The 13,359-nt window shown below is 65.0% G+C and carries 14 protein-coding genes and 1 tRNA gene; 14 read left to right on the forward strand and 1 reads right to left on the reverse strand.

What is annotated here, in order from left to right:
• Positions 1–46 precede the first annotated feature (46 nt).
• The 5 genes from bamA to VL973_RS06135 all read left to right on the forward strand — a co-directional run bounded on the left by bamA (position 47) and on the right by VL973_RS06135 (position 4,793).
• Positions 47–2,734, forward strand: coding sequence for an outer membrane protein assembly factor BamA (gene bamA / locus VL973_RS06115; RefSeq protein WP_325283168.1), 2,688 nt, complete (start codon positions 47–49; stop codon positions 2,732–2,734).
• Positions 2,734–3,369 (forward strand): OmpH family outer membrane protein, encoded by a 636-nt coding sequence (locus VL973_RS06120; protein ID WP_325283143.1) that lies wholly within the window; start codon positions 2,734–2,736, stop codon positions 3,367–3,369. The genes bamA and VL973_RS06120 overlap by 1 nt, the downstream gene beginning before the upstream one ends.
• Positions 3,366–3,851 carry a 3-hydroxyacyl-ACP dehydratase FabZ gene (gene fabZ, locus VL973_RS06125; RefSeq protein WP_325283144.1) on the forward strand — a complete coding sequence of 162 codons (486 nt, stop codon included), beginning with the start codon at positions 3,366–3,368 and terminating at the stop codon, positions 3,849–3,851. The genes VL973_RS06120 and fabZ overlap by 4 nt, the downstream gene beginning before the upstream one ends.
• Positions 3,852–3,967: 116 nt before the next feature.
• Positions 3,968–4,201: a 50S ribosomal protein L31 gene (gene rpmE / locus VL973_RS06130; RefSeq protein ID WP_325283145.1), complete on the forward strand. Its 234-nt coding sequence runs from the start codon at positions 3,968–3,970 to the stop codon at positions 4,199–4,201.
• Positions 4,202–4,559: 358 nt separating this feature from the next.
• Complete coding sequence (locus VL973_RS06135; RefSeq protein ID WP_325283146.1) at positions 4,560–4,793, forward strand: hypothetical protein; 234 nt, start codon at positions 4,560–4,562, stop codon at positions 4,791–4,793.
• 4 nt (positions 4,794–4,797) lie between these two features.
• On the opposite strand, the gene VL973_RS06140 is transcribed toward VL973_RS06135, so the two are convergent.
• Positions 4,798–4,887: transfer RNA gene (locus VL973_RS06140), tRNA-Ser, on the reverse strand.
• 119 nt (positions 4,888–5,006) lie between these two features.
• Here VL973_RS06140 and VL973_RS06145 point away from each other — a divergent pair.
• The 9 genes from VL973_RS06145 to VL973_RS06185 are packed head-to-tail and all read left to right on the forward strand — an operon-like array spanning position 5,007 to position 13,321.
• Positions 5,007–6,032 carry a lytic murein transglycosylase gene (locus VL973_RS06145; protein ID WP_325283147.1) on the forward strand — a complete coding sequence of 342 codons (1,026 nt, stop codon included), beginning with the start codon at positions 5,007–5,009 and terminating at the stop codon, positions 6,030–6,032.
• Positions 6,016–6,798, forward strand: coding sequence for an SPOR domain-containing protein (locus VL973_RS06150; protein WP_325283148.1), 783 nt, complete (start codon positions 6,016–6,018; stop codon positions 6,796–6,798). The genes VL973_RS06145 and VL973_RS06150 overlap by 17 nt, the downstream gene beginning before the upstream one ends.
• A gap of 31 nt (positions 6,799–6,829) precedes the next feature.
• Positions 6,830–7,996 carry a D-alanyl-D-alanine carboxypeptidase family protein gene (locus VL973_RS06155; protein WP_325283149.1) on the forward strand — a complete coding sequence of 389 codons (1,167 nt, stop codon included), beginning with the start codon at positions 6,830–6,832 and terminating at the stop codon, positions 7,994–7,996.
• Entirely contained in the window at positions 7,993–8,619 is a 627-nt protein-coding gene (gene tmk / locus VL973_RS06160; RefSeq protein WP_325283150.1) for a dTMP kinase, read from the forward strand. Before VL973_RS06155 ends, tmk begins: the two co-directional genes overlap by 4 nt.
• A complete protein-coding gene (locus VL973_RS06165; RefSeq protein WP_325283151.1) occupies positions 8,616–9,590 on the forward strand; it encodes a DNA polymerase III subunit delta' in 975 nt (324 codons plus the stop codon). The genes tmk and VL973_RS06165 overlap by 4 nt, the downstream gene beginning before the upstream one ends.
• 53 nt (positions 9,591–9,643) lie before the next feature.
• Positions 9,644–11,200, forward strand: a complete 1,557-nt coding sequence (gene metG, locus VL973_RS06170; protein ID WP_325283152.1) for a methionine--tRNA ligase — start codon at positions 9,644–9,646, stop codon at positions 11,198–11,200.
• Positions 11,200–11,976 (forward strand): TatD family hydrolase, encoded by a 777-nt coding sequence (locus VL973_RS06175; RefSeq protein WP_325283169.1) that lies wholly within the window; start codon positions 11,200–11,202, stop codon positions 11,974–11,976. Before metG ends, VL973_RS06175 begins: the two co-directional genes overlap by 1 nt.
• Entirely contained in the window at positions 11,973–12,737 is a 765-nt protein-coding gene (locus tag VL973_RS06180) for an MBL fold metallo-hydrolase (RefSeq protein WP_325283153.1), read from the forward strand. The genes VL973_RS06175 and VL973_RS06180 overlap by 4 nt, the downstream gene beginning before the upstream one ends.
• Positions 12,734–13,321 (forward strand): retropepsin-like aspartic protease family protein, encoded by a 588-nt coding sequence (locus VL973_RS06185; protein WP_325283154.1) that lies wholly within the window; start codon positions 12,734–12,736, stop codon positions 13,319–13,321. The genes VL973_RS06180 and VL973_RS06185 overlap by 4 nt, the downstream gene beginning before the upstream one ends.
• Positions 13,322–13,359 lie beyond the last annotated feature (38 nt).

The raw sequence follows: 13,359 nt of genomic DNA on the forward strand, positions 1-13,359 counted from the left end.
GGCAAGCAAGAAGAGTGCGCGCGGCGCGGTGCTGCTTGCCGGCACGATGCTGGCGGGCATGGCACAGGCCCAGACCGCGCCGCAGCAGGCGCTGCCCAGCGTCGCGCCGCCCCCGACGGTTCAGGCTGCCCCGGCGCGCACGATCAAGTCGCTGCGTGTCGTCGGCAACCAGCGCATCGAACCCGACACCGTGCTGAGCTATACCAAGCTGCGCGTGGGTGAGAGCTACACCAACGAGACCGTCGACCTTGCCATCAAGGATTTGCTGGCTTCCGACCTGCTGGCCGATGTGCAGATCGAGGGCGTGGAGACGGGCGATTTGATCGTCCGCGTGCGTGAAAACCCGATCATCAACCGCATCGTTCTGGAGGGCAATCGGCGGCTCAAGAACGACAAGATCCTGCCCGAGATCAAGCTGCGGCCACGCCAGATCTTTACCCGGACCGCCGTGCGCGCCGATGTTGCGCGCATTGTCGAGCTGTATCGCCGTCAGGGCCGTTTCGCCGCCGTGGTCGAGCCGCAGCAGGTCCAGCTCGACCAGAACCGCGTCGACGTGGTGTTCGAGATCAACGAGGGGCCGAAGTCCAAGGTCCGTCAGATCAACATCATTGGCAACGAACAGTTCGATGACGATGACCTGCGTAAGGAGATGGCGACCAAGCAGGCGCGCTTCTTCCGCTTTTTCAGCTCGAATACCAGCTATGACCAGGATCGGCTTGCCTATGACCAGCAAAAGCTGCGTCAATTCTATCTGACCGAAGGTTATGCGGATTTCCGGGTGATCTCAGCCGTTGCCGAGCTAACGCCCGACAAGGAGGACTTCATCATCACTTATGTGGTGGAGGAGGGTCCGCGCTACAAGTTCGGTGATGTCGAGGTCGACAGCGGTATCCGCGATTTCGACAATGAAAAGCTGGCGGCGGGACTGCCGATCAAGAAGGGCGACTGGTTCAACGCGTCGCTGGTTGAGAATTCGGTCACGTCGCTGACCGAGACTGCCGGCCTGTTCGGCTATGCCTTTGCCGATGTCCGCCCTGAATATCAGCGCGATCCCGAAAACCTGACCATGGGTCTGGCGTTCAACATCGCTGAATCGGCGCGCACCTATGTCGAACGGATCGAGATCACCGGCAATACCCAGACCCAGGACGAGGTTATCCGCCGCGAAATGCGTCTGGCGGAGGGCGATGCGTATAACAGCTTCCTTCGCAAGCGTTCGCAGGATCGCGTCAACTCGCTCGGTTTCTTCCAGGACAAGTTCGAGATCGAGGAAAAGGAAGGCTCATCGCCCGACCGCGTGGTGCTGGGCGCCAATGTCGAAGAGCGTTCGACGGGCGAACTGACGCTTTCGGCGGGTTTTTCGAGCCTCGAGCGGTTCATTCTGCAGGGTTCGATCCGGCAGCGGAATTTCCGCGGCAAGGGTCAGGACCTGCGACTGCAGGCCAATTATTCAAGCTATTCAAAGTCAGTCGAGCTGGGATTCACCGAACCCTATCTGTTCGACAAGAACATCGCGCTGGGCGGCACGATCTTCCGCCGCGACTTTAACGCGTTCAATTTTATCGGCAACGATCGCAACACGACCTTCTCGCAAACCTCGACGGGGTTTCAGATCGTGGCGGGTGTGCCGCTGACCGAATATTGGTCGCTGTCCGCGCGCTATCAATTGTCGCAGGACGATGTTTCGCTGGACGAAGCGACCTATTTCACCGACGGTTCCTGTGACCCGCTGCGCGCCGGGCGATATCTGTGCGAGCAGATCGGCAACCGGATGACGTCGCTCGTCGGTCTCAGCCTTGTCTTTGACAGCTTGAACAGCCGCCTTCGCCCGACGCGCGGCAGCCGACTGGTGGTGGGCGCCGACTTTGCCGGGCTTGGCGGCGATGTTCGCTATGTTCGTGGGCGCGGCGAATACAGCAAGTTCTGGGGTCTTGGCAGCGGCTTCATTTTCTCGGTCAATGCACAGGGCGGCTATATCCATTCGCTGGAGGACAGCGCCGGCCCTGGCATCGACGCGATCCGCATCGTCGACCGTTTCTATCTGGGTGAACCGCAGTTCCGCGGTTTCGACATTCGCGGCGTCGGCCCGCGCGTGCTGCGAACGCCGTTCACCACCGACGAAGATGGCAACACGATCCTCGTCACCGATCGCGACCAGATCGTCGACGATCCGCTGGGTGGCCGGGCCTATTATCTGGGACGTGCGGAGCTTGAGATTCCGCTCGGTGCGGGCGCACAGGAACTGGGCCTTCGCCCTTCGGTCTATGTGCAGGCCGGCTCGCTCTTCAGCATCCAGCGGCCCTTGCCGACCGCGACCTTTACCCAGGCCACCGATGCGAACGGTGACCCCGTATTCAACGTCGATGGCTCGCCGCGCCTGCTCGATCTGGTGCGTCCGGTCACCAGCGATGCGGGGCAGCAGCTTTACATCAACAGCTTTACCAACGACGACGGCATTACCGGCACGCGCCTGACCACCTGTTCGGTCGGTTATGCCGACACCTATGGCGGCGCCTGTGCGGGCAACGATCCCAACGCCGCCGCGACGCAGACGATCTCGCCGTTCCTCGAGCAGTTCGTCGGCGACACGCCCAAGCCGCGTATTACCGTCGGCGTCGGCGTGAACTGGAATTCGCCTTTCGGTCCGCTGCGGATCGACCTTGCCAAGGACATCGTGTCGGTTGACGGCGATGATCCGAAGCTTCTCACCTTTAACGTTGGAGCCGCTTTCTGATGACCAAGTTCCTTATCGCTGCCGCGATCGCGCCGATCGCGCTCGCCGCGCCTGCCGTTGCCCAGGTGAACGGCATCGCCGTTGCCGACCCGGAAAACGCCGTGCTGCAAAGCAATGCATGGAAGACCGCGGTGTCGCAGATCCAGACCACCTACAAGGCCCAGATCGACCAGGCACAGACCCGCCAGAACGCCCTTCAGGCCGAACTCAATCCGCTGGTTCAGGCATTCAACACGGCCCGCGCCGCGCCGAACGCCAATGAGGCTTCGCTGCGGACCCAGGCGACCGCCATCCAGCAGAAGCAGGAAGCCGCCAATGCCGAAATCCAGCGCCTGACCCAGCCGGCGCAGCGCGCCCGCGCCTATGCCGCCGAACAGATCGGCGCACAGCTTCAGGCCGCGGTCAACGCGGCAATGGCGCGCAAAAAGGTGACGCTGCTGCTGCGCCCAGAAGCCGCCGTTCAAGCCCAGCCTTCGACCGACATCACCGCCGATGTCACGACCGAGCTGAACCGGCTGGTCCCCAGCGTCAACGTCACGCCGCCCGCCAACTGGCAGCCAGGTGGCCAGCAGCAGGCCGGCGCACCCGCGGCCGCCCCGGCAGCCGCTCGGGCCCAGGCGCCGACCGGCCGGTGAGCAATATTGCCGATACCGGCGCGCGCGCCATCGGCCCGCTGGACATCCAGCGGGTGATGGCGGCGCTGCCGCATCGCTATCCGATGCTGCTGGTCGATCGGGTCGAGGAAATCATCCCCGACCGCTCGATCCGCGCGATCAAGGCGGTGACGATCAACGAAGGCTTTTTCCAGGGCCATTTCCCCGGTCGCCCGATCATGCCCGGCGTGTTGATCGTCGAGGCACTGGCGCAGGCCGCCGGCGTGCTGGCGGTCGAAAGCCTTGGCCTCGCCGGTTCGGGCAAGCTCGTTTATTTCATGGCGATCGAGGAAGCCAAGTTCCGCAAGCCCGTCGAACCCGGCGTGCTGCTGACGCTGGAGGTCGAGTTCGTCCAGAAGCGCTCCAGCGTGTGCAAATTCGCTGGCCGCGCGCTGATAGACGGCGCGGTGGCGGCGACGGCGAACTTCACCGCGATGATTGCGGACCCGCCCGGCAACGCCTGATTGCGGGTGTGGCTGGCGGTGGCGAGGCACGGGCATTGCACCGCCAGTCGCCCGCTGCTAAGTGCGCGCCCTTCGCCGCTGGTCGGAAACCAGTGGCTTTTCCTCGGAGATCTGACGTGAAGAAGACCGGCCACCCCGACTATCACATGATTAAGGTGCAGATGACCGACGGCACCGTGTTCGAAACCCGCTCCACCTGGGGCAAGGAAGGCGACACGATGCAGCTCGACATCGACCCGCTGGCGCACCCGGCATGGACCGGCGGCAACGCGCGCCTGGTCGACGCGGGCGGTCAGGTCGCGCGCTTCAACAAGCGGTTCGGTGGCGGTCTTTCGCTCCGCAAGAGCTGATCGATTTCGGCCCAACGGGCTGGACCAACCGATCGAACAAGGGGCTGCGGCGTTGCCGTGGCTCCTTTTGCTTGTGGCGAATGGCTGGATGAGCGCGTGTCCCGGCGAGTTTGCCTCATCGTCCAAAAATTGCGCTGGCGCCCCGCGTCTTTTGCCGCCATGATCCCGCCACATTGTCCGTTCGGCAATGTGATGGGGGTCGCCCATGGTCATACGGTTTTGCGTTGTATTCTGCCTGGCGTCATGCGCGACGGCGACCTCCGCCGAGGGGCGATCATCACCCGAGCGGGCGGCCCAGCCCATCCTGGCATCGATCGCGTCCTTTCGGTGGACCGGCCCTCAGGCCGTGCGCGCGCCTGTGTTCAGAGTGCTGCCCCAATCGAACGGTGACGAATTGCTGCCCGGCGACCGCTCCACAGCGGAATTATGCGCGCCGCCGCCCGACAATCGCCCTCGCGAACCCGGTGCGCCGATGCGCGCGCGCATGTCGATGCGCCTTGATGGCGGCGCATCCGCATTCCGCCCCGATTTCGCATTGGGCGGTGTGGGCGCTGCGATCATCCGCATGACCGGCGCGCTGTTCGAAGATTGACCGCTGGCGGAGAGGGTGGGATTCGAACCCACGGTGAGCGTGAACCCACGGCGGTTTTCAAGACCGCTGCCTTAAACCACTCGGCCACCTCTCCGCGCGAGCTGGTGCCCGGTTACGCTGGTCTGGCGCATTTGTGCAAGCGTCGTTGCACAAGGGGGGTTCAGGCGGCAGCGTGTCTGTGGCACAGCTTGGGCGATGGCGGGACAATCGGTTATGCGTAAAACGGGTGCGGTATTGCTGGCGGCTTGGCTGGCGGTCGGACAGGTCGGGGCTGCATCGGCGCAGCAGGAGGCGGGCTTTCGCGCCTATCTCGATCAGGTGCGCGCCCGCGCGCAGCGTGAGGGCGTGTCCGCGCGCACGCTCAATTCCGTTCTGCCGGGCCTGACCGTCAATCCGCGCGTGATCGAGTTGGACCGGGGACAGCCCGGCGGCTCCAGCAGTTCGTCGATTCCGGCGTTCGCCCCCTATAAGGCGCGGCATGTCGATGCCGCGCGGATCAACCGCGGGCGCCGCGCCTATCAGGCGAATCGGTCGCGACTGGCGCGGATCGAGGCTGAAACGGGCGTGCCCGAATCGATCATGGTCGCGATCTGGGGCCATGAAACCAATTATGGCGGCTATACTGGCGATTTCGATCTCGCCCGGTCGCTGGCGACACTGGCCTATGAAGGGCGTCGGCGCAGCCTGTTCGAGGGTGAGTTTATCGCCCTGATGAAGATGATGGACCGGGGCATTCCGCGCGAACGGTTGAAGGGCAGTTGGGCCGGGGCCACGGGCCATCCGCAATTCCTGCCGTCGATCTATCTGCGCCTGGCACGCGACGGCGACGGTGATGGCAATGCCGACATCTGGAACAGCGAGACCGACGCGCTGGCTTCGATCGCCAATTATTTCGTCAATGCCGGGTGGCGGCCGGGTCAGCCCTGGGGCGTCGCGGTAAACGTGCCGTCGGGATTCAACCGCGGAGAGATGGAGACGCGAACCGTGTCGCCGCGCTGTCCGCGCGTTTTCGAACGCCACAGCCAATGGCGCACGATGCGCGAGTGGCGCGCGATGGGCATCGCTCCGCAATCCGGCCGGTGGGCGGGCGACGACGTGATGGCGACGCTGCTCGAACCCGATGGGCCGGGTCGCACCGCTTATCTGCTGACGGGTAATTACCGGGTGATCCTCGATTATAACTGCTCGAACTTCTATGCCTTGTCGGTAGGGTTGCTGGCCGATGCCGTCGCCGGTTGAACTGGCCGCGGCGCTGCTGCTGACGGTTCAGGTCGCGCCGCCGGACGGGCCGGGACCGCGCGCCACATCGAGCGAGAGCGAGCGATATGACGCGATCGGCTATGCCGCGATCGGGGACATCGTGCGTGGGGTCGGTCATGCCAGTCTGCCGATCGGCAGCCATGTCGAAGTGACCGCCATCGACACCGGCCGCACGGTTTTGTTCGCCGTGACCGGAAAAGCACCGGCACGCAGCGACGAGCCCGTGGCGCTGTCGAACGACGCCATGTCGCAGCTTGGCATTGCGGCGGGCGCACCGATCCGGGTGCGTAGCGCAACGGCGATGCCGACTGATATCGCCGCGTTGAATGGCGGGCACCCGGCGGGAACAAGGCTGGACGCACCGGACGCGCTGCTTACGGGCTTACGCAAGCACCTTCCGCCTCGGCCCACGACGCCTGCACCTGCGGTCGCCAAACCATCCGCGCCGCCTGCTGCGGCGAAAGCAGCGGCAGTCAAACCGGCTGCCAAAACCGCCGCTCCGGCGCCCGCCCGCCCAGCACCCAAACCGGCCATCACCACGGGCTGGGGAGTGCAGGTCGCCGCCCTGTCCGACGCCGCACGGGCCAATGCGCTTGCAACGAGAGTCGGTGGCGTGGTGCGCCCAGCCGGCCGCCTTTTCCGCGTGCAGCTTGGCCCTTTTGCCGACCGTGCTGCCGCTGACGCCGCGCGCTTGCGCCTTGCCCGGCAAGGGCAGGGACAGGCAACGCTGGTGAAGATACCCTGATTTCCCTCAAGCCACCGAGACAAAGCAGTCCATGAACCGTCTTCTTGCCATTTCGCCGATCGCCCTTGCCATCGCCGCGCCCGCCGCGGCGCAGCGCCCGCCGTTCGATACCCCCGCGCCGGTCGCGTTTCTGGAGGATCTGTCGTCAGGCGCGGTGCTGTATGCCAAGGACGCCGACCGCCGGATGCCGCCGGCTTCCATGGCCAAGATGATGACGACCTATGTCGTTTTCGACATGATCCGCAAAGGCGAGGTCAAGCTCGACCAGAAGATCAGGGTCCGTCCCGAAACGTGGCGCCGGTGGCATGGGCCACAGGCGGGATCGACGATGTTCCTGTCGCCCAACGAAGAAGTGAGCGTCGAAAATCTGCTCTACGGTGTCGTCGTGCTGTCGGGCAATGACGCGTGTGTCGTCTTGGCCGAAGGGTTGGCCGGGACCGAAGAGGCGTTCGTCAACCTGATGAACCAGCGCGCGAAGTCGATCGGGCTGACCAACAGCAATTTCGGCAATTCGAATGGCTGGCCCGATGAAGGCCGCACCTATGTGACAGCACGCGACCTTGCCACGCTGGCCAAGGCGACGATCGAGAAATATCCCGATCTCTACAAGAAGTTCTATAGCCGCCGGGATTTCACCTGGGGCCAGACGATGGGCGGCAATGCCATCACTCAGGCCAATCGCGACCCCCTGCTGGGCCGCGTCGACGGCGCCGACGGCCTGAAAACCGGGCACACCGAAGAAGCGGGATATGGCTTTACCGGCTCGGCCGAACAAAATGGTCGTCGTCTGGTGATGGTGATGGCGGGGTTGACCAGCTTCAATCAGCGCATTTCGGAATCGGTCCGGTTCATGGAATGGGGCTTTCGTGCGTGGACAGCCAAGCCGCTGGTCAAGAAGGGCAAGCGTGTCGAAACCGCCGATGTCCAGTTGGGCGATACGGCAACGATCGGGCTGGTCGCGCCCCGTGACCTGACCGTCACCGTGCCGTCGGGCAGTTCGGCGGCGATGACGGCGAAGGTCGTGTATCAAGGACCGCTCAAGGCGCCGATCAAGCAAGGTCAGCATATCGCCGATCTGGTGATTTCGAGCGCGGATACCGGTGAGCAGCGCTTGCCGCTGGTCGCCGAGGCAGCGGTTGCGGAAGCGGGCTTTTTCGGGCGCGTCTGGGCGGGTCTGATGGGGCTGTTCGGCGCTTGACGCCGGGGCGCTTCATCACGCTGGAGGGCGGGGAGGGCGTCGGCAAATCGACGCAGGCCCGGCGGCTGGCCGATGCGCTGGAGGCGCGTGGCCTGCACGTCCTCGTCACGCGCGAACCCGGCGGCAGCGAGGGGGCGGAGGCGATCCGCGCGTTGTTGATGCAGGGCGATATCGGCCGCTGGAGCCCCCATGCCGAAGCCCTGCTGTTCGCTGCCGCGCGCGCCGACCATGTCGACCGGTACATCCGCCCCGCGATCGGTGCGGGGCATTGGGTGATCTGCGACCGCTTCCTCGATTCGACGCGGGCCTATCAGGGCGCGCAAGGGATCGACGATGCCGCGATCCTGGCGCTCCACGCCTTTGGGGCGCGCGGGCTGTTGCCGGACCGCACGTTTCTGCTCGAACTGGCGGCGGGGGAGGGGCGCGCCCGCGCCGCGGGGCGCAACCCGGCCGCGAATGACCGGTTCGAGGGACGAGACGACCGCTTTCACGATGCCGTGGCCAATGGTTTCGCGCGAATTGCCGCTAGCGAGCCGGCGCGACTCCGCACGATCGACGCGTCGGGCGAACCCGGTCAAGTGACGGATCGACTGATCGGGGCGCTGGCCGATCTGCTGCCATGACCGGCCCGATCGGCAACGACACGGCGCGCGCGGCCTTTGCGCGCGCGGTCGAGGGCGGGGCGCTGCACCATGCCTGGCTGATCGCCGGGCCGGAAGGGGTGGGCAAGGGCAGCTTCGCGCGCCATGCCGCAGCCGTCCTGCTGGCGCGGGCACTCGACCCCGCATTGCCGGCCGACGCGCCGGTGTCGCCCGATCACCGGGTGGCGCACCTGCTGGCAAGCGGGGCGCATCCCGACTATCGCGAACTGGTGCGCTTGCCCAAGGATGCTGCCAAGCCCGATGACGGGCTGGCGCGCGGCATCACCATCGCGCAAGTGCGGGCGTTGCAACCGATGTTCGCGACCAAGCCGGCGCTGTCGGAACGTCGGGTGGTCGTCATCGACGCGATCGATGATCTGGAACGGGGCGCCAGCAACGCGCTGCTCAAGAACCTCGAAGAGCCGCCCGTCGGCACCATCTTCCTGCTGGTCAGCCATGCGCCCGGACGGCTGTTGCCGACCATCCGTTCGCGATGCCGGATGCTGCGGTTCGGGGCGCTGAGCGACGCGGAGGTGGAGCGCGTTCTGGAACGGCAAGCGCCCGATGCGTCGGCGCAGGAGCGTGCCGCGCTGGCGCGTGCGGGGGCGGGTTCGCCGGGCCGGGCGCTGGCCTTTGCCGGGCTGGACATGGACGAGATCGACCGCGAACTGGCGCTGATCGCCGACACCGGCGACGTCGACAATGCGGCTCGTGGGCGGTTGAGAAGGCAGCTTTCGGCGCGCGGCGGACAGGCGCGCTACGCCGCCTTTGTCGAGCGGGTGCCCGGTTTCATTGCCGAGCGCGCGCGTGGCGCCGTAGGGGAGCGCCTTCGCACCGCATTGAACGCCCATGATGACGCGCTGCGCGTCGGCGGCATCGCCATGGGGCTGTCGCTGGACATTGCCGGCACCGTGTTCGAGCTATGCGGGATCGTTGCGCGTCTGAGCCGGTAATCGGACGCTCGCGGCTGCTTGCCGCAGTGCGGCGGTGGCCGTAGAGCGGGTGCATGGCCGAACCCTATTATATCACCACTGCAATCCATTATCCCAATGGCCGACCGCATATCGGCCATGCGTATGAAATGATCGCGGCCGATGCGCTGGCGCGCTTTCACCGACAGGCGGGGCGCGACGTGCGGTTCCAGACCGGCACCGACGAGCATGGGCTGAAAATGGCGCAGACCGCGCGGGACCGGGGCATTACGGCGCGTGCGCTGGCCGATGAAATGTCGGGATATTTCCGTGATATGGCCGATCGGCTTAATATCTCGTGCGATCGTTTCATTCGCACGGTCGAGCCGGATCATTACCGCGCCAGCCAGACCATCTGGCAAGCGATGGCGGCAGCGGGCGATCTGTATCTCGACCGATATGAGGGCTGGTATTCGGTCCGCGACGAAGCCTTTTACGAGGAGAAGGAGCTGGTCGACGGGGAGGGGGGGCAGAAACTGTCGCCACAGGGAACGCCTGTCGAATGGACGGCGGAGGAAACCTGGTTCTTCCGCCTGTCGAAATATCAGCAGCCGCTGCTCGATTTCTATGCCGCCAATCCCGGCTTCATCCGGCCGGAAAGTCGCCGCAACGAAGTGCTGCGCTTTGTCGAGGGTGGGCTGACCGACCTGTCGGTATCGCGAACCAGCTTTGACTGGGGGGTGCCGGTGCCCGGCGGTCCGGGCCATGTCATGTATGTCTGGGTCGATGCGCTGACCAATTACCTGACCGGCGCCGGCTATCCCGACCAGGGTGAGTTGTGGCGATACTGGCCGGCGGCGTGCCATGTGATCGGCAAGGATATCGTGCGGTTCCACGCGGTCTATTGGCCCGCGTTCCTGATGTCCGCTGGCCTGCCGCTGCCACGCGAAGTGTTCGGCCACGGCTTTGTGCTGAACAAGGGTGAGAAGATGTCGAAGTCGGTCGGCAACGTCGTCGACCCGATGGCACTGGCAGAGGCGTTCGGCGTCGATCCGCTGCGCTACTTCCTGTTGCGCGACATCAGTTGGGGGCAGGATGGCAGCTATTCACCGCGCGCCATCGCCACACGCGCCAATGCCGACCTGTCGAACAGCTTTGGCAATCTGGCGCAGCGCACGTTGAGCTTTATCGCAAAGAACCTGGGAGGGGCATTCCCGGACGCCGGCCGCCATGACCCCGCCGACGATGCGCTGCTGGCCGCGGTGGCGGAGGCCAATGCCGAGTTCATCCGTCTGTTCGCGGACCAGTCGCTCAGCCAGGCGCTGGAGGCATGGATGCGCGGAGTATTCGCGTGCAACCAGTATATCGACGTGCAGGCGCCATGGGCGCTTCGCAAGACCGATGCGGAGCGGATGCACGCAGTGCTCGGCACGCTGGTCCGCGCCATCCGGTTGCTGGCGATCACGATCCGGCCCGTCGTGCCGACGGCTGCCGATCAGCTGCTCGATCAACTGGGCGCCTCTGACCGGAGCCACGCCGCGCTTGCCGATGATGGATGGTATGCCGGACAGGCGGAACAGGGCTTTCGCATCGAAGCGCCGACCCCCATCTTCCCTCGATTGGAAATCCCGGCGGAGGAAGACGCGGCATGATGCTGGCCGACAGCCATTGCCATCTGAATTACAAGGGACTGGTCGAGGATCAGGATGCCGTCCTTGAACGCGCGCGGACGCGGGGTGTGGGGGCGATGCTCAACATCTCGACGCGGCAAAGCGAATGGGGCGATGTCATCGCGACGGCCGAGCGCAACGCCGATGTGTGGGCCAGCGTCGGCATCCACCCGCATGAAGCCGACGCCCATGGGCATGTCGACGCTGCCGCGCTGGTCGCCGCTGCCGACCATCCGCGCGTCGTGGGCCTGGGCGAGTGCGGTCTGGATTACCATTACGATCACAGCGACCGCGGGCGACAGGCAGCCCTTTTCCGCGCGCATTGCGCGGCAGCGCGTGCGACCCGCCTGCCCATCATCGTCCATACCCGCGATGCCGAAGCCGACACGCGGGCCTTATTAGAGGATGAACTCGCCAAGGGACCGTTCGGCGCAGTCATCCATTGCTTCACCGGCACCCAGGCCTTTGCAGATCAGATGCTTGCACTCGGTTTCTACATCTCGATCTCAGGAATCGTCACGTTCAAAAGCGCGCGGGAGCTTCAGGCCGTCGCCGCGCAACTCCCTGCTGACCGGCTGCTGATCGAAACCGATGCGCCGTTTCTCGCGCCCGTGCCACACCGGGGCAGGACCGGAGAACCGGCGTTCGTTGCCGATACCTGCGCGTTTCTGGCCGACCTGCGCGGGGAGGGCGCCGAAATGCTTGCCGCGACGACGGCCGCCAATTTCCGCACATTGTTCAGCGGGGTCGATGCGTGAAGGTGACGCTGCTCGGTTGCGGCACGTCGTCCGGGGTGCCGCGGATCGGCAACGACTGGGGGGCGTGCGATCCGTCGAACCCCCGCAACCGGCGGACACGCTGCGCGGCGTTGGTGGAGACCGCGGCCGTCCGCATCCTGATCGACACCGGTCCCGATCTGCGCGAGCAATTGAATGCCGCCGATATCGGATGCGTGGATGCCGTGATCTGGACGCACGATCATGCCGACCATACGCATGGCATCGACGATCTGCGTCAGATGGCACAGGCGCGCGCGGCGACGGTCCCCTGTTACGCGCGCCCAGCGACCCAGGCGTCACTGTCGGCGCGGTTCGACTATGTTTTCCGGGGCGCCAATGGCTATCGGCCGGTGGCGACGCTCAACCCTTTACCCGACAGACTGGCGATCGGCGACATTGTGGTCGAGGCAGTGGATCAGCCCCATGGTTCGATCACCAGCGCGGGTCTGAGATTCACCCATCAAGGGAAATCGGCAGTTTATTCAACCGACTTCAACGCGATGACGCCTGAAATGGAGGCGTTGTTCCGCGAGTGCGATCTGTGGGTGTTGGATGCGCTGCGTGACCGGCCGCATCCCTCGCACAATCATCTCGATCAGGCGCTTGCCTATGTCGAGCGTGTGCGCCCGCGCCGGGCAGTGTTGATCCACATGGATAACTCCCTTGATTATCAGGGGCTTGCATCGCGCCTCCCTGTTGGCGTGGCGGCCGGATATGACGGCATGGTGCTGCAACCGTGACGGGCGACCAGGGCGTCGAACTCGTCTGGGCGATCGGCGCATTGGTGCTGGTGCTGAGCGCGCTGACGGCACGGCGATTATCGATCGGCATGGTCATTCGCTCGGTGCTTGGCTGGCTTGCAATCGCTGCCGTGCTGTTCATCCTGTTCAGCCGCCGCGACGAGATTGTGATGCTGGCTGAACGCGCCGGCCTGGGCGGCCAGTCTGTCGTCGGCGAAACGGTGCGGATCCGTCAGTCGGCCGATGGGCACTTCTATGCCAGCGCGCGCGTCAATGGCGCCGGCGTGCGAATGCTGATCGACAGCGGCGCAACCATCACCGCATTGTCCGAAGTCGCTGCGGCAAAGGCAGGTGTCGAGCCGTCGGGTGGGTTCCCGGTTATCCTGGGCACCGCCAATGGACAGATATCGGCGCGGCGCGGGGTTGCGGAGACATTCGGGATCGGTGGACTGGAAGTGCGCGATCTGTCCGTCGTCATTTCGCCGAGCTTCGGCGACACCAGCGTGGTCGGCATGAACTTTCTATCAAAGTTGGGAAGCTGGCGGGTCGAAGGCCAGACGCTGATCCTTGAGCCGAAGCGATAACTGGCTCATTTTTTACATAATGTAGATTATCGGACTTA

Source organism: Sphingomonas sp. (genome assembly GCF_035490575.1).
In the GTDB taxonomy this organism is placed as follows: domain Bacteria; phylum Pseudomonadota; class Alphaproteobacteria; order Sphingomonadales; family Sphingomonadaceae; genus Sphingomonas.

Coding starts and splice junctions, on each gene's coding strand:
- metG (WP_325283152.1), top strand. CDS start 9,644: ATGGCCGAACCCTATTATATCACCACTGCAATCCATTATCCCAATGGC.
- VL973_RS06165 (WP_325283151.1), top strand. CDS start 8,616: ATGACCGGCCCGATCGGCAACGACACGGCGCGCGCGGCCTTTGCGCGC.
- VL973_RS06155 (WP_325283149.1), top strand. CDS start 6,830: ATGAACCGTCTTCTTGCCATTTCGCCGATCGCCCTTGCCATCGCCGCG.
- VL973_RS06150 (WP_325283148.1), top strand. CDS start 6,016: ATGCCGTCGCCGGTTGAACTGGCCGCGGCGCTGCTGCTGACGGTTCAG.
- VL973_RS06175 (WP_325283169.1), top strand. CDS start 11,200: ATGCTGGCCGACAGCCATTGCCATCTGAATTACAAGGGACTGGTCGAG.
- VL973_RS06145 (WP_325283147.1), top strand. CDS start 5,007: ATGCGTAAAACGGGTGCGGTATTGCTGGCGGCTTGGCTGGCGGTCGGA.
- VL973_RS06120 (WP_325283143.1), top strand. CDS start 2,734: ATGACCAAGTTCCTTATCGCTGCCGCGATCGCGCCGATCGCGCTCGCC.
- bamA (WP_325283168.1), top strand. CDS start 47: ATGCTGGCGGGCATGGCACAGGCCCAGACCGCGCCGCAGCAGGCGCTG.